Here is a 14,962-nt window from a genome sequence, read left to right as displayed (position 1 = left end):
TCCCCCAGCGGGGGAGGCATCCCAAGGGGAGCATCCCCTTGACCCCCGGTTTTTCGGGTTTTTTCATCAACCTCTTGAAGAACTATCCCTATATTGGAGGATGCCTGAGCGGCGGGGGCGGAAGCATGAAGTGCTGGAACCCCCAAGAGTGCGACTGCATGTTTTCTCTAAGGATTTCAACAGAGCCACGGTTTCTACCCGAAGATACGGGGAATATATCGTTGATATCGGTATAAAAAAGTGTACTACCTTTACTGCCTGTTCATTCTCACCAGAATCAGGCCTGCAATGGTAACAGCACCGATGACCGGTAATGGTGAGAGGGGTGACTTGGTCTCCGTAGGCCACGGGGTCGGGACCGTAATGGTGGTCACGGTTGTCCGCACCGGTGCAACGGTCGTCGGCACAGCGGTTACTGCCGCCGTTGCAGGTGCTGCGACCGTGAAGGTAGCCTTCCCGATATATCCGCTTGCATCCGAGAAATCCACCTCATATTCTCCTGCCGACGTGACGATCACGTTCTGGCTGAACGTTCCCGCACCCGTTCGCATAGCGCTGGTGGTCCCGATCCACTGTGGCCCGAACATCCGCCCGTTCGGGCCGGTGACTTCAATCTCAACACCTGCAGAGCCTTCTTTTGCTACAGAGCCCGCGATCATGAGTGCGTTATCAAGGTCCTGGGTCAGGGGCGATGTCACCGTGAGATCCCCGGAGCGGTCGATCACCTGGACAAACTGAAGGGTCACCGAATCGGACCGGGCGGTCAATGACCCGGGGACCTGTGCTTCGACCTTGTAATTTCCCCCGGGCAGGCCGGTAGTATCGAAAATCGCAGTCTGGTTTTTCTGGTCACCCTGGCTGGTTACGGTCTGGCTACTGACTTCGGTTGCGGTATACTGCGTCTGGTACAGGACAACCGTAAATGCGGTACCAGCCGGGAAGTCCCCGCCGAGAGTACACTGGAGCGGGACACCGGCCTGGACCGTTGCGGGGCAGGTGAGGTAGACCCCGTAGGCCGATACTGTTCCCACGATGCACATCAGGAACAGTACGATGAATATGAACCGTTTCATACCTACAGGTTCGAATGGCTGAAATTAAAATGATATCCTTTGGACTCAGCGTGAGGATTATGAGAACATACCTGCAGGTTATGGGAACAGCCGCCGGACTCCCGGAACATAATCAATAATCAAAAACTGAAAGACCGGAAAAGAACGGTACAGGCAGGAAAGGTGCGGCCGCGGATCAGATCATGCCGATGAAATTTTTCAGGATCCGGAGACCTGCGGCCCCGCTTTTTTCCGGGTGAAACTGGACACCGTACGCATTGCCGTTCCCAACCGATGAAGCGAACCGGCAGATATAGTCAGTGGACGTGAGCGTATACTCCGGCAGGGTATCCGCATGGTAGGAATGAACGAAGTACACGTATTCTTCTTTCCCGAGACCGGCAAAGAGCGGGCAGTCGTCCTTCGCGAGGGTGAGCGAGTTCCAGCCCATGTGGGGTACCTTGAACCCCGGCACGCGGGGGAACCTTCTGACACCCCCGGGAATGAGCCCGAGCCCCTCGTGGAGCCCGTGTTCCTCGCTCGTCTCCATAAGCATCTGCATGCCAAGGCAGATGCCGAGGAGCGGTACATCGCATGCGGCGTCCACCACGGTCGTTTTCAGTTCCCCGAGCTGTTCCATCCCTTCATGGAATGCCCCGACCCCGGGGAGAACAAGGCCTTCAGCAGCAGCGATCTCTTCCGCACTGCCGGTTATGACCGCATCCGCCCCGGCTTTTTCAAGCCCCCGGATAACGCTGCGGAGGTTTCCAAGACCGTAATCAACAATGGCTATCTTCGTCATCCTCACGTTCCTCCCGGATCCGCCACCGCCCCTCCTAGACCCATGCCGGCGGGAGTCCCCGAGCCCGCTGCCATTCCGACAGCCGGCTGGTCCAGTTCCCCCGGAGGTCCGGGTATTCCTCTGCGATCATATGGATCAATGCCATATCGCTTGACGGGCACATGAAACAACCGATCCGGCCGGGGCAGCGCCCGTACAGGATGTTCCAGGGTGCCGAATCCGGCACCTTGTTCAGGAGCACCAGGTGCCCCTCCGGAATGAGGGGGGCCCCGAAACGCTCTCCGTAGATCCGGTTGATACGCGCCACGCCGGGGGAAATGCTGGGCGTGCATCCCCCGGCGGGGTCAGCGGTACCCCGCGGGTCTCTGCGCCGCAGGAGCACCTGCGGGCCAGTACCGGAGAATGGCAGGTATCGCACCAGTGCAGAAGGATCCTGCCAGGATATGAGGGGGGCATCTCTCTAATCATACGTCATGCGGGGTTAAAAATGGAAGCGGGACGCTGCAGGCCGCCGGACTCCTGACGGCAGTTCAGGTGCGTTGCTGATGCGGGAGTATTGATATATACCATTCTTTCCCACTTTACTGGGACGCATGATTGACACATGGCTTGTTGCCGCACTCTGCTTCACTCTCCTGACATTCGGAGCGCTCTTCCGGGTGAACCGCGCCAGGACATGGTACGACGGACTTGTAGCGGCAGTCGTTGCCATCACCCTTGCAGCAGGGGCAGGACTCTTCCTGAGCATCACGCTGGGAAACCTCCTTGTCCTTGACGGGACCATCATCGCAGCGCTGACGGCCTACCTCATCGTCATTGCGCTCGCAAAATTCCCGGGAGGCGATCGGGAATGAATCCGGCAGCCGACATCCTCATATGGGTTCTCCTGGTCGCCGGGGTGGGTTTTGCAGCCCTCGGGTTCACCGCCCTTCTGATATTTCCCGATATCCGCAGCCGGATGTATACCGCGGTAAGGGCAACCATCATCAGTGCCGGAGCGTCTGCAACCGCCGTTATTGTTTTCGGGCTGAATGCCCTGCTCGGGGGCGGCGGTTACCAGTACCTTACGCTCATCCTGCACACCCTGGTTCTGTTCTGTGTCATCGTAACTGCCAGTCTGGTCATCTCCGGGATAATTCTTGAAAAGACCCGTTCCCCGGAATTCTGTACGGCATCCGCCCGCACAGCTCCTGCGGAAACGGATGAAAAAGATACATCCTGAAAAAAAATTCTGATATCGTCTCTCCTGCTGAATTCCACGGTGGCAAAAAATTCGTGGGAAAAAGAACGCCCGGAACGTCTCTCCTGGCCGGAATTATTCTTCAGCTTCCCGGGCCTCTTCCGGCTCCATGAAACAGAGCACCCCGGATATCCCCAGGATGATAACCGCGGGCAGATAGAGGAAGAGCAGGTTGAGCGTCCCTGCGAGCGGGACGGACAGGGTGATGAAAATCGCCGAAAAGAGGAGCATCCACCCGGCAAACCGCGTCTCTCTGTTCGCGATTGCGGCCCCCATCAGCCCGAGACTTGAGAAGAGTGCGGTCTGGACACCGGAGAGGGTCACGTCATGCGATGGTGCAGACAGTATGACAAAGAGTGCGGTCAGGATCCCGAGGACACTCCCGGTGACCCCCAGTATGAACTGTTTTTTCATGTTTTTTAAAAAGGTGTGGGTGAGGATAAATGTTGCCCTCCGGAAAAATGCGGCCCGCTCACTGCCTGCAAACGACTGGTATACCCGGAACACCTTCAGAATGCGCGTTTTTTTCCAAACGGACGGTCATTTTTGAAATTGCAAATCCTTTGATTTGTTGAGTTTTTTGAAAACCGGGCAAAATTGTAACAATTGCGCATTTTCTGATGTATTACTTTGATAATCAGTTTTTTCCTAATATCGCGCCAATTTTCTTTGGTAAAAGTGGTGGTTTAGTGCAATTCTATGCCTCAAAATGCCATTGCGACCAAAATATTTATTAATTGATAGATTAAGAGAAAATATAACCCTTTCCGGTAGGAGGTGGAAACCACATGGCAGCAGCAAAGAAGGCGGCAAAGAAGCCGGAAGCAAAGAAGCCCGCAAAGAAGGCGGCAGCAAAGAAGAAATAATCTTTGCAGTTATTTTACACATTTTTTCGCAGCGATTTTTTCTGGATCCCCAAGAACGGATTCCGGAATGGGTTCTTGAAACCCGGCAGATACGCAGTTTTTTCAACAACCGGCGCGTGACGCCAGAACCGGCACGCTACCGGATTCAACCGCCCGGGACCTGGCATGCCAACATGAATTTTCCGGCAATAAAAAATCCCTGGTTATCCAACCAGCACCGGATAATCGGTATATCCTCTCTCTTCACCGGTATAGAACGTTGCAGCATCCTCCTGGTTCAGGGGTGCGTGCTTCCGGAACCGCTCGGGAAGATCCGGATTGGCGAGGAACGGGACGCCAAACGCGATGAGGTCGGCGACACCCCCCTCTATTGCTGCTGTTGCACTCTGCTCGTCATATCCCCCGTTGAGCATGAGAGCTCCGTCGAATTTCGCCCGGATGACGGAAGCCAGCCGGTTACCGGCTGCCGGGACCGGCGTCCTGCCTCCGAGAGACTCGACCAGGTGGACGTACCCGATACCGATCCTGCCCAGCCCCTCAACAAGGCAGGAGAAGGTCTCCCGGGGATTTGAATCCGCCATGCCATGGACCAGGAAATGCGGCGAGATCCGGTACCCGACCCGTTTTCCGCCAAAGACCCGGGCAACTGCCCCGGCGACCTCGAGGGGGAGGCGTACCCGGTTCTCTATGCTTCCGCCATAGGCGTCGGTCCTCCGGTTCGAACCGTCCCGCAGGAACTGGTCCAGCAGGTAGCCGTTGGCCCCATGGACCTCGACGCCGTCAAAACCCGCAGCCTTCGCATTCACCGCCCCGTCCCGGAACTGGCCGATGACGGAGGGGATCTCGTCGATCCCGAATGCACGGGGGACCGGGATCATCTTCTTGGCACCGGACGGCGTGTGGATCTCCTCGCCAACGGGGAGCGCTGAAGGAGCCAATGGGAGTGCGCCGCCAAGGAAATCCGGGTGCGACATCCGCCCCACGTGCCAGAGCTGGAGAAAGATCTTCCCGCCACCTTCGTGTACGGCTGCGGTCACTTCCTTCCAGCCGGCGACCTGCTCCTGCGAGTAGATCCCGGGAGTCCGCTGAAAACCGACACCCATGGGGCTCACCTGGGACCCCTCGGTTATGATGAGCCCTGCCGATGCCCTCTGCCGGTAATAGGTGACCGAGAGCGGGCCGGGAACATTGCCTTCGAGTGCACGGCAACGGGTCATGGGTGCCATGACCATGCGGTTCGGGAGCGTGAGATCGCCAAGAACATACTGAGAGAACAGGCTCATCATTGCTCCTTTATATCAGGGAACGGATTGATCCCGACCTTCTCCGGGCAACCCGGGAATGGCTCCGGTCTCCTGCCGGCCTGGGACTGGGCGGACGGGGTTTTCCCTGTTCCCCCGGAAAAGATATCACCTCTGGTATGTGGCAATAGCCTGGCCCCCGTACTGCACCATGTGGCCTTCCATGGCCTTCGTGAGGACGTCCAGGTTTGAGCCCGGCGGGATCTCCAGTTTTTTGTCAAGCCCGTACACGTTGAAATAGTACGTGTGGACTTCCCCGGGTGGCGGACATGGGCCGGTATACCCGATCTCTCCGAACTCGTGCTGCCCCTGGACTGCATCAAACGGGCGGGTGATCACAGCCTCTTTTGGAATATTTTCCGGAATAATGTCCCGTGCCGCGATATTCCAGATGATCCAGTGGGTGTACATCCTGTCAGGACCGATGCTGTCCTGCAGGATGATCGCAAGGTACTCCGAATGGATCCGGTCGATATGGATCTCCGGTGAGATGTTCTCCCCGTCGCAGGTATATCGTTCCGGGAACATCTGGTAATCGAAACCGGTACTGATAAGCAAATTTTCTGTCTGCTCCTCTGCCATGTATGCCACGACCTGTAAGATTCCTGTCTCTGTGGACGGAGGTGTTGTTATATCCAGGGAAGATAGTCCCATTCCCTGTTTTCAAAAAATGAAAGGTAGTATCCGGACCGGATGGTGCAGGGAGGCATACCCGGGAGAGACCCGGGTTCTGTGAATGTCTCCGGGATCAATCGTACTTCCGGAACAGCGCCGGGTTCTGCCTCCGGATCCACCAGCGCCGGATCAGGAGGATGGCAACTGCGATGAGGATGATAACCGCACATGCAATCACCAGGGTCATCAGCGGAAAACCTTCTTCCGGCAGCGGGGCCGGGGAAGGGAGCGGTGGTGTGGCCGTCGGGTGAATGAGACCCGCTTCCGCCATGACCGGTGTCGCAGGTACGGGAACCGTGGTTACGGCCGGGGATACCATTCCACTCTTTACAGTAGAGTTCGGGTTGTTTCCTGTCGCGTTCAGCCTGCCTGCAATCGCAAAGTAACTGAAGCCGGGGGTTGTTGCAATGTAATAATTCAGGTCTCCAGCAGTATGGTCCAGCCGGGTCGGGAGCTCCTGCCACCCGTTGTCATGATTCCGGAGCATGACAACCACACCCGGAGCGAGCCCGTGCCCGGCAAGCCACGCACTGCTGACCGTGAACAGGATATCCGCGTGGTCAACCGAGGACTCCGGGTTGACCCAGTTGAGATCGATGCGCTGGTAGCCGGCAACCTCACGCCCGCTGATCTGTAAGGCCGGGCCGGGAGTTACCTGCTGGACCATGAGCTCTGACTCACCGATATTTATGGATGGGTACACGGTGACTGACTGCACGCTCACAGTGTTCCCGGTTGCCGGGGGAGCAAACGAGAAGGTGACCGGGCTTCCTGCCGGAGCCGCCTTGCCAAAGGCGGCCTGCACCCCTCCCGAGGGGGAACTGCCCGAGTCCATGGGCGAGGGCCCCGGTGGAGAGACCACCGTTACGTTGAACGAAGCACTTGTTCCCGGAACGGTGTTTCCCAGCGTATCCTTACCGACAAGGCTGACCTGGTAGGTACCGGGGGTCGTCAGGGTGGTGAACTCGGACCCGAACTCGAAGAGCGAGTTATACCGCGTCGTGCTCCCGGGCGTGAAGTACCGGGAGAGATTGACGTCATGGGACGCAGCGAGGACCAATCCGCCGCTCGAATTCGTAATGGTGTAGGAGATCTGGGAGGTCCGGCTGCTGATCGAGTACCAGTATGGAGCCGAAGTTGTCGTTACGGCCGACGCGATCGGTTTGGTGACCCCGAAGACGATGAACTCCTGCCCCTGGGTGACAGTAACGCCACCGGACAGGTCTGTGTAGACCGTCTTTTGCGCGGTATCGTTCGGGTCATAGAGGTTCTCGTAACTTGAGGGGGGCGTAGAGCGGACCTCGACCCGGGTGAGGGCGAGCCGGTTGGAGCCGCTGAATGGGTTGATCGTGGACGCGATGTTCCGGGAGGTTCCGGTCGTGTCTACGTATTTCAGGAACGGTTCCCCGTTGCTGTAATAGAGGAATGTCGTATTCGGCGAATCCTGGAGGTTGTACCGCAGGATCGGGGCCATTTCGACCGAGTACGTCGTACTGGCGGAGTTGATGTTGTACAGAAACATCGTGTTATTGGCGACAGCAATGGTATCGAGAATCGTCCCGCTGAGATCGTTCACCACTTCGATCCCGTTGTTGGGGTACGCCCGGAAAACGAAATTGGACCAGTTTGATCCGCCATCCGAGAAATAGCCGGGGAATGCATCGAAATACGTCCGGAGGTTGTGCTGGATGGCATAACTGATGCGGGCATTCTTGTTGTCCGGGGGGCGGTTCGTGCCAAGCGCGGTGTTGGTGATACCGAAGGTGATATTCTCTGCAACAACCTGACCCGTGAGGGTATCGGAGAGACCGGTCACGAGAATCGTATAATTCCCGGCGGTCAGGTCCTGGAGGGGTGTCCCGGAGCTGTCTTTGTAGGTCGTGTTGTAGGTCTTTGTGACGCCTCCGAGGACAAGCCCTGCATAATACCGGTCCGTCACCACGACTTTGTTGTTGGGATCGGTGAAGCCGCTCCCGTCCGGGTTGATCACGATATCCGGGACATACCCTCCTTTGACCGTGATGCCGTTGACGAAGGAGAAGTCGAGGCAACTCTGGTTTGTGGTACCGCTCACCGGATCGACATGGCTCTGGATCTGGCGCAGGGAGGGTCCGATGCAGTTCACTGGCGAGGAAAAAGTGCAGGAAGATGTAGGGAACAGTTCAATCTTCACGTCGCCGGGGGTCGCGAGCGGGGAGGCCGGGAAGACACCGTAGACATAGAAATCCCGCATTTCGGCAAAGCTCGTCTCGTTCGCGCTCGGCTGGGTTATAACAAGATCATTTGCTGCGTGAACAGCCGGGATCAGGAAAAAGATGATGAAAACCAGAAAAACCGCGGAGACTGCCTTCACAGAAATCCGGTTGAGATAAGAATTGATATATTTTGTGAAATGTGTCTGCGCACGGATTCCGGTGTTGTAATCTCGTGTAAGGTATCCGGTCGCGGCCCGGGAACCATCGCGGTGGAGCCGGACCCTCTCAGATGGGCAAAATATGAGCTGAGGATCTCAGGGAAAAGCACGTAATCCCGCCCGGTTATCCCGGACAGGATCCCTCCGTGTACCAACGCGGAGGTGCCGGGAAGATTGCAAACTCTTTTCACCCTGCGCCCGGATTGTGATATATGCATCCGCCCCCTCCCCTCCTGTCTCTTCCCCGTCGATCTCCCGGGATCTTTTTTCTTGCCGTTCTCCTCGTTTCCCTCATGCTCGCCACCGCCCTGGCACCTCAGGTCTCCGCGCAGGTCCCGGGCAGGGGATCGCTCCTCGCGAATGAAGAGCTGACCTCCCGGTACTTCGATGCGATCCGGGACAACCCGGCAGAACTCCGGGCGTTTTTTGCAGATATGCCAAAGGGCGGCGACCTCCACACCCACATCAACGGGGCGATTTACACGGAGACTCTCATCGATCTCGCAGCCGCCCAGAATCTCTGCGTCGTTCCCTCCGACGGCACGGTCTCCCCGCCTCCCTGCAGCGGAAGCGGGACGGTGCCGGTCCGGGAGGCGTACCGGAACGCGACACTCTACCAGAACCTGATCGACTTCTGGTCGCTCCGCGACTATACTCCGGTCACCATGTCGGCCTACGACAGGTTTTTCCTCGTGGTCTTCCCGAAGATCGGCCTCATAACGAGGAACGCGAGCCCGGTCCTGAGTGCCGACAGGTCGGAAGCGGCGGTACAGAATATCCAGTATATGGAAACCATACTCCAGATCCGCGATGAGACCGGCCGGGCAAACGCCCTCTCATCCTCTCTCGGCTATGACAGCAATCTCAGCCGGTTCCGGGAGAACCTCCTCGCAGCGGGTATCGGGAATATCGCACAAAATGCAACGCTGGCACTTGCAGACCTCTCCCGCTCCTCAGACGAGGCCCTCGGGTGCGGAACCGCGGGAGCGGATCCCGGCTGCAACGTCACGGTCCGGTATCTGTACCAGGCGTCACGCACCCTGCCCAAAGAGAACGTGTTTGCGCAGCTCCTTCTCGGGTTCGAGGTGGTGAACCGCTCCCCGCTTGCCGTGGGCGTCAATATTGTCGGGGCAGAGGACGATTATACCGCCCGCACCGATTACTCCCTCCACATGGAGATGGTGGGGTACCTCAGGTCCGTCTATCCCGCCGTGAATGTCACCCTCCATGCGGGCGAACTCGCCCCCGGGCTGGTACCGCCACAGGATCTCCGGTCCCATATCCGGGACGCGGTCGTAACAGCCGGAGCGCAGAGGATCGGGCACGCGGTCGACATCGCCTCCGAAGAAAAGTCATCGGATACGATCCGGCTGATGGCAGGCAGGCATATCGCGGTCGAGGCCCCGCTTGTCAGCAATGCGGAACTGCTCGGCGTGGAAGGCGGGGCACACCCCTTCCCGCTCTATATCGAAAACGGCGTCCCGGTCGTGCTCGCCACCGATGACGAGGGCATCGAGCGGACCGATCTTACGGAGCAGTTCGTGATTGCGGCCGGGAGCTACCCGGAGGTGACCTACCTCGACCTGAAGCAGTGCGTGAGAAACAGCCTGGAGTTTTCTTTCCTGCGCGGCGGGAGCATCTGGGCAGGGACCGGGGAGTATTCGCGGACGGTTTCAGCCTGTTCCGGAGACGTTCCCGGTTCCCCCGACCCGTCGGCGGGATGCAGCGCGTTTCTCGGGAGCAGCGAAAAAGCCCGGATGCAGTGGCAGCTGGAGCGCAGTCTTGCGGACTTCGAGGAGCAGATCGCATCGAACCCTCCGGTAACTACGCAGGCCGGCATTGGCCGGCAGTCATGGCTCCTCCCGGTCATGCAGTACCAGGGTTCTCCCCACCCGTTCTCTCTCGTTTAGGAGTATTCGGTTCCTGGCCTGACCCTCATCGCCCTGTCGGTCAGAAAACGCTCCCGGTATCGTTTCAAAAAGTGTTTCAAATTTTGGTTTTCAGGTAACTGCCTATAAACCCCATCTTCACATGCTTTTGTGGAGATTCAACATGTCCGCTACAAACAGTCAAGGAACCTGTATCGCATTCAGGACCCCCCGGCCGGAACAATTCCACACGGCCGCGGGAGACTTCCTCTCACAGGCCTTCCCGGGCAAGGCAGTCGCCGGAATGCCAGACCGGATTGGCGACAGGTTCCGGTCGGCCGGGATCGATATCAGCCCTGAGGAATCCAGCGAACTCGATATCTTCGATGAGTTCCTGGTGCGCCATGTGCAGGTGAACCGGATCTGCGATGTCCAGTGCATGCTGCTCTGGAGTGAATGGGTCCGGACCTTCCGGTGCCGGATGCCCGGATTCCCAAACCTGATCCGGGAGAACGAGTTCCGCAGTGTCATCACGGACACGTTCGGGGTAGAGATCGCGGACGACGGATTCCGGGGTAACGTGTATCCCGGCATCCGGTTCGTGCCGTAACTGCCGGTGCAATCCTTCCGATGGCCGGTCTCGTGCTGTGCATGGAGGGACAGACACGAATCCTTTTTTAGCAAACTGTTGACCCGGACCAGATAACAGATAGTTTTGTTATACCCTATGGATTGGCTGGGGGCATGTGGGTTGCAAAGGTTATTGGAACCGTGGGGGGGGGTCGAGCGGGTACAAATGGATTGTGAGGAGTGAAAGGCATGCAAGCGATGATAGGCAACCGTCCCATCAGAATGATGCTTGACGCGCAAAACGACTTCGTGTTTTGCGCTACGCACTTACCTTGATCGGGAATATCGCCAAGGGAGTTTCAAAAAGAGATGGATACGCGATAGCTATTGATTGGTAGGTTGAATCAAAAATCAAAAATACCTAAAAAGACTTTTATAGAAAATATTTATCAAAACCATCACTGACAAGTCGCGGGATTTAGATGCCTAAGCCCTCACTTTGTGGATCCATGACAATGCCTTCACAGATCCAAGCGGTGTTCGTGTGCGCAATATTTCGTCGGTTCAAGTCAGGAAAAACACGGGATGAATTGCTTTTTAATGATGACGAAATAGATAAAAATTCTTTGATACTATGGCAAGGACGAATTAACAAAAAATCATCAGAAATCGATGAGGTTTGATAGAAAGTGCTCTGTAGAAATCCTATTTTAAAGGAGTGATCTCACCGAAGACAAGACCAGATGTTATCGTCAGATGGAGCGGCTTTCACTGTCAAAACCCCTGCGGGAATTCTGGTACATCAAAGCCCGCTGCGGGCCCGGCTGTACCTCTTTTCCCCCGAACCATAGATTTTAGAGGTCATAATTCGGAAAAATGCGGAACCGGCCAGGAATAATCGGGCAATCTCCGGCGGGAACGGATGAGGTCGTATATAGCAACGTTATGGAGACCCAAAGCGGGAGGGGATGGGGTTTGGGACGCGGCGAAAAAATTTTAACAAGGCCGTTGTCTTTTTGTAATAGGTATATAATACTCCTTGTCGAGACTTTCTATGGTTAAAAAGCTCTTAAAACCGAAGAGAGCGCCCCGAGGACAAAAGATGATAGTTGATAAAATCAAGGCTAATATCCCACCAATGACGATAATTCCAAAACCAAAAGCAAAAAGTGATTTTATTGTCAAAGGTTGGGGAAAACGACGTGAAGAGAATGCTTTAATTTATAAAATTCCTAATAACAAAAATCCAAAAAGGCCTTATGAAAAAGGAATTACCGAATCTGAATGGACTCTTGCGTATAATCAATTAAAGAAAACGGGAGATTTTACCCGTGACTGGTTCAATGAAAATCTTCCGGCTTGTGCAAACGAAGGAAGCTGTAATTTCACGACAATTGGAGGAATATTTGAGAAATTAGAGCTGGCAAAGTATACAAGTGATGGCATATATAAAAAAATCTAGAACCTTACCCTACCATTTTTTACATAATTAGCAGTCAACATTGTATTATTTTAAAAAATAAGTAAGCCCCTTTGACATCAAAACAGAGTGCGCCGACCGGGACTCGAACCCGGGTTTAGGCGTTGGCAACGCCTAGTGATAACCACTACACTATCGGCGCAGTGTGCTCTACAGTGTGGGAATTCAAACAATTTAAGTATATCGAAGATTCAGGGATGCGGGAAGGGATCTGGGCCCGTTTCTGCCGGTGAAGACCGGATCAAATATGACAGGATTTTTGAGTATGATCACTCTATCTTAGAGCAGATGATCCCTCTCTTCGTGGATTGTTCCGGCAGGCGCATCGTGATCTTCGGAGGGGGGGAGGTGGCCGCACGGAAGGCCGCCTACTTTGCCGGGAAGGCCGATGTGACGGTCGTGAGCCGCTCCTTCTCGGAGAAGTTCAACGGGATGCAGGTGACACGGCACACTCTCGACATCGGCACGGTCCCGGACGAATGGCTCGCGAACTTCATCCACGGGGCGTTCCTGGTCATCGGGGCGTTATCGGGGACCGGACAGAACAACCGGATCGGGGGGCTGTGCAAGGAGAGGAAGATCCTCTTCAACAACGCGGACGGGGAGCCTGGCGACGTGATCCTGCCGGCGGTCAGCGGCGGCAGCGAATATACCATCGCGATCAGCACGGGCGGGAAGAGCCCGGCGGTGGCCCGCTTCCTCAGGGAGCAGATCGACCGGGGGTTCCCGGCCCTGGACGCCATGGTCCGGCTGCAGGAGCGGCTCCGGCAGGATCTGAAGAAGACCGAGCCCGACCAGGAGAAGCGGAATGCCATCCTCCGGAAAGTGCTGGACGACCCGGCCGTCTGGGAGTCCCTGAGGACAGATCCCGCCCGGGCGTGGGAGACGGTCAGCGGGAGGTACCTCCATGAATGACCCGGCAGTCCCACTCGCGATCGCGGGGGTCAGCCACCACACGGCGAACGTGATGACCCTCGAAGGGTTCCGGTTCGCGGACGAAGCGGAGTTCCTTGCCGCTGCACGCGAACGCTTCGGCGGCGTCATCCTGCTCCAGACCTGCAACCGGGTGGAAGTGATCGTGGAAGGGGACCGGGAAGCCCTGGGAGAATTCCTTCTCGGACTCGGTCGGAAGGACTTCTTCATCCACGACGGCAGCGGTGCCCTCCGCCACCTGTTCGCTCTCGCGTCCGGCATCGACTCGATGATCGTCGGCGAGGACCAGATCATCGGGCAGCTCCGGACCGCGCTCGGGAATGCGCAGGAAGCCGTCACGGCGAGCAGCCTCCTCGAGACCTGTCTCAACAAGGCGATCCATGTCGGCATCGAAGTGCGGAGGCGGACGCTCATCAACCGGGGGGCGGTCTCGGTCGGGTCCGCCGCCGTCCAGCTCGCCGAGGCGGAGATCGGCACGCTCGCCGGCCGGCACATCCTCGTTGTCGGCAGCGGGGAGATGGGGCTTCTCGTGGCCCATGCGCTTGCGGCCAAGCACCTGACCGCCATGTACGTAGCCAACCGCACGTACGGGCGGGCGGTCATCCTTGCAAACAAGATCGGCGGGAAAGCCGTGCGGTTTGCGGAACTCTACCATTACATAACCCTCTCTGACGTGGTGATCTCCTGCACCTCCGCCCCCCACCCGGTCATCCACCGGAAGGAACTCGCCTGCGCCATGAAGGACCGCTGCTGGCCCACCGAGGGCCACCCGCGTCCCCTGATCCTCGTCGACATCGCCCAGCCCCGGGACGTCGAAGACGGGGCAGGGACCGTAGACGGCGTGCGCCTCTTCACCATCGACGACCTCCGCACGGTCAACGAGCAGACCATGGGCACCCGCAGGGCCGAGGCGGAGCGGGCGCACGGGTTCGTGGAGGCGGAGCTCGCAATCTTCCTGCGCCACCTCAACCGGAAGACCGCCGACGACCTCCTCGCTACGCTCCACACGTGGGCGGAGACCGTTCGGGTGCGGGAGCGTGAACGGGCGATCACCCGGATGGGCACGGTTGACGCGAAGACCGCCGGGATTGTCGACGACCTCACCCGGGTGCTCACGAAGAAGCTCCTCACGGACGCGACCTTTGCCATCCGCTCGTGTGCCGAGGAAGGTGACCTTGCCGCTGCCGAGGCATTGGTGAAGGCCATAACGCAGGGCGACCGCTTCCCGGTGACGGACAGCCAGGAATGAGCGAAAACTGTTTTCATCCTGCAGAAGTCGAAGAATTCTGAAGAGAAGATCAGAACGACGATCTTGGGATCTTTGATCCGATATACAAGCCCGGGGAATTGTTCGGGTTCGTACTCGATATTTTCAACGTTGAATGTGATAACTACCTTATCGAGATTGATGTATTTACCGAGATCATATGAACAGACCATATTGGTGATCGCAACTTTGGGCTCTTTAAGGGTGCCAATACCCGCCTCATTTAACGATTTGATGATGAGAGCAAGTCCTTCTTTAAGCGCCTTATTGTTACGGATGCCGGTGAGCACTATCTTGACTTACGAAAAGATCAGGGACGCCATCCTGGGATCCGCAATACGATATACTGCACCGGGAAACCGTTTCCTATTGAGTTCGCAGCTCTTGACTTTTTTGACGACTCAACAAGATCGATGGAATCGGCGATGATACCGGCTGCAACGACATTCTCGACCGTCAAGGATTCGTATTTTTTATCTGCCATCGTCCATTCTA

General features: G+C 56.9%; 13 protein-coding genes, 1 tRNA gene and 2 pseudogenes. 7 read left to right on the top strand and 9 right to left on the bottom strand.

The window, feature by feature from the left end; genetic code table 11:
• Positions 1-251: 251 nt before the first annotated feature.
• The 3 genes and pseudogenes from ABSB80_RS07245 to ABSB80_RS07235 all read right to left on the bottom strand — a co-directional run.
• Positions 252-1,073, bottom strand: coding sequence for a hypothetical protein (locus ABSB80_RS07245; protein ID WP_428369620.1), 822 nt, complete (start codon positions 1,071-1,073; stop codon positions 252-254).
• A gap of 175 nt (positions 1,074-1,248) precedes the next feature.
• A complete protein-coding gene (hisH, locus tag ABSB80_RS07240) occupies positions 1,249-1,854 on the bottom strand; it encodes an imidazole glycerol phosphate synthase subunit HisH (protein WP_428369618.1) in 606 nt (201 codons plus the stop codon).
• 217 nt (positions 1,855-2,071) lie between these two features.
• Positions 2,072-2,310 (bottom strand): annotated as a pseudogene (locus ABSB80_RS07235) (phosphoadenosine phosphosulfate reductase domain-containing protein); the annotation flags it as partial.
• Between the two features lie 137 nt (positions 2,311-2,447).
• Between ABSB80_RS07235 and ABSB80_RS07230 the strand changes: the two are divergent.
• Entirely contained in the window at positions 2,448-2,708 is a 261-nt protein-coding gene (locus ABSB80_RS07230; protein WP_428369616.1) for a hypothetical protein, read from the top strand.
• A complete protein-coding gene (locus tag ABSB80_RS07225) occupies positions 2,705-3,076 on the top strand; it encodes a hypothetical protein (RefSeq protein ID WP_428369614.1) in 372 nt (123 codons plus the stop codon). Before ABSB80_RS07230 ends, ABSB80_RS07225 begins: the two co-directional genes overlap by 4 nt.
• A 93-nt stretch (positions 3,077-3,169) precedes the next feature.
• Here the strand turns inward: ABSB80_RS07225 and ABSB80_RS07220 are convergent, their stop codons facing one another.
• The 4 genes from ABSB80_RS07220 to ABSB80_RS07205 form a co-directional block, all read right to left on the bottom strand.
• The gene (locus tag ABSB80_RS07220) at positions 3,170-3,508 is read right to left on the bottom strand and encodes a hypothetical protein (protein WP_428369612.1); all 339 of its coding nucleotides are present in this window, start codon (positions 3,506-3,508) and stop codon (positions 3,170-3,172) included.
• A gap of 655 nt (positions 3,509-4,163) precedes the next feature.
• Positions 4,164-5,243: an alkene reductase gene (locus ABSB80_RS07215; protein ID WP_428369610.1), complete on the bottom strand. Its 1,080-nt coding sequence runs from the start codon at positions 5,241-5,243 to the stop codon at positions 4,164-4,166.
• 126 nt (positions 5,244-5,369) lie between these two features.
• Positions 5,370-5,843, bottom strand: coding sequence for a YbhB/YbcL family Raf kinase inhibitor-like protein (locus tag ABSB80_RS07210; protein WP_428369800.1), 474 nt, complete (start codon positions 5,841-5,843; stop codon positions 5,370-5,372).
• A 166-nt stretch (positions 5,844-6,009) separates the two neighbouring features.
• Positions 6,010-8,289, bottom strand: a complete 2,280-nt coding sequence (locus ABSB80_RS07205) for a PGF-pre-PGF domain-containing protein (RefSeq protein WP_428369608.1) — start codon at positions 8,287-8,289, stop codon at positions 6,010-6,012.
• A gap of 353 nt (positions 8,290-8,642) precedes the next feature.
• Between ABSB80_RS07205 and ABSB80_RS07200 the strand changes: the two genes are divergently transcribed.
• From ABSB80_RS07200 to ABSB80_RS07190, 3 genes are all read left to right on the top strand, one after another.
• Positions 8,643-10,259, top strand: a complete 1,617-nt coding sequence (locus ABSB80_RS07200; RefSeq protein ID WP_428369606.1) for a hypothetical protein — start codon at positions 8,643-8,645, stop codon at positions 10,257-10,259.
• A gap of 142 nt (positions 10,260-10,401) precedes the next feature.
• A complete protein-coding gene (locus ABSB80_RS07195) occupies positions 10,402-10,827 on the top strand; it encodes a hypothetical protein (protein ID WP_428369604.1) in 426 nt (141 codons plus the stop codon).
• A gap of 1,014 nt (positions 10,828-11,841) precedes the next feature.
• Entirely contained in the window at positions 11,842-12,249 is a 408-nt protein-coding gene (locus ABSB80_RS07190) for a hypothetical protein (RefSeq protein ID WP_428369603.1), read from the top strand.
• 88 nt (positions 12,250-12,337) lie between these two features.
• Here the strand turns inward: ABSB80_RS07190 and ABSB80_RS07185 are convergent.
• Positions 12,338-12,409, bottom strand: a tRNA-Gly gene (locus tag ABSB80_RS07185).
• A 146-nt stretch (positions 12,410-12,555) separates the two neighbouring features.
• On the opposite strand from ABSB80_RS07185, the gene ABSB80_RS07180 reads away from it, so the two are divergent.
• The gene (locus ABSB80_RS07180; protein ID WP_428369601.1) at positions 12,556-13,182 is read left to right on the top strand and encodes a precorrin-2 dehydrogenase/sirohydrochlorin ferrochelatase family protein; all 627 of its coding nucleotides are present in this window, start codon (positions 12,556-12,558) and stop codon (positions 13,180-13,182) included.
• Positions 13,175-14,449 (top strand): glutamyl-tRNA reductase, encoded by a 1,275-nt coding sequence (hemA, locus tag ABSB80_RS07175; RefSeq protein WP_428369599.1) that lies wholly within the window; start codon positions 13,175-13,177, stop codon positions 14,447-14,449. The genes ABSB80_RS07180 and hemA overlap by 8 nt, the downstream gene beginning before the upstream one ends.
• Before the next feature lie 38 nt (positions 14,450-14,487).
• Here hemA and ABSB80_RS07170 read toward each other — a convergent pair.
• A pseudogene (locus ABSB80_RS07170) lies at positions 14,488-14,951 on the bottom strand (TATA-box-binding protein); the annotation flags it as partial.
• Positions 14,952-14,962 lie beyond the last annotated feature (11 nt).

Source organism: Methanoregula sp., from assembly GCF_050010295.1.
Lineage (GTDB): Archaea > Halobacteriota > Methanomicrobia > Methanomicrobiales > Methanospirillaceae > Methanoregula.
Note: the sequence above shows the minus strand (reverse complement) of the source record. Positions and strands in the feature narration are given on the sequence as shown.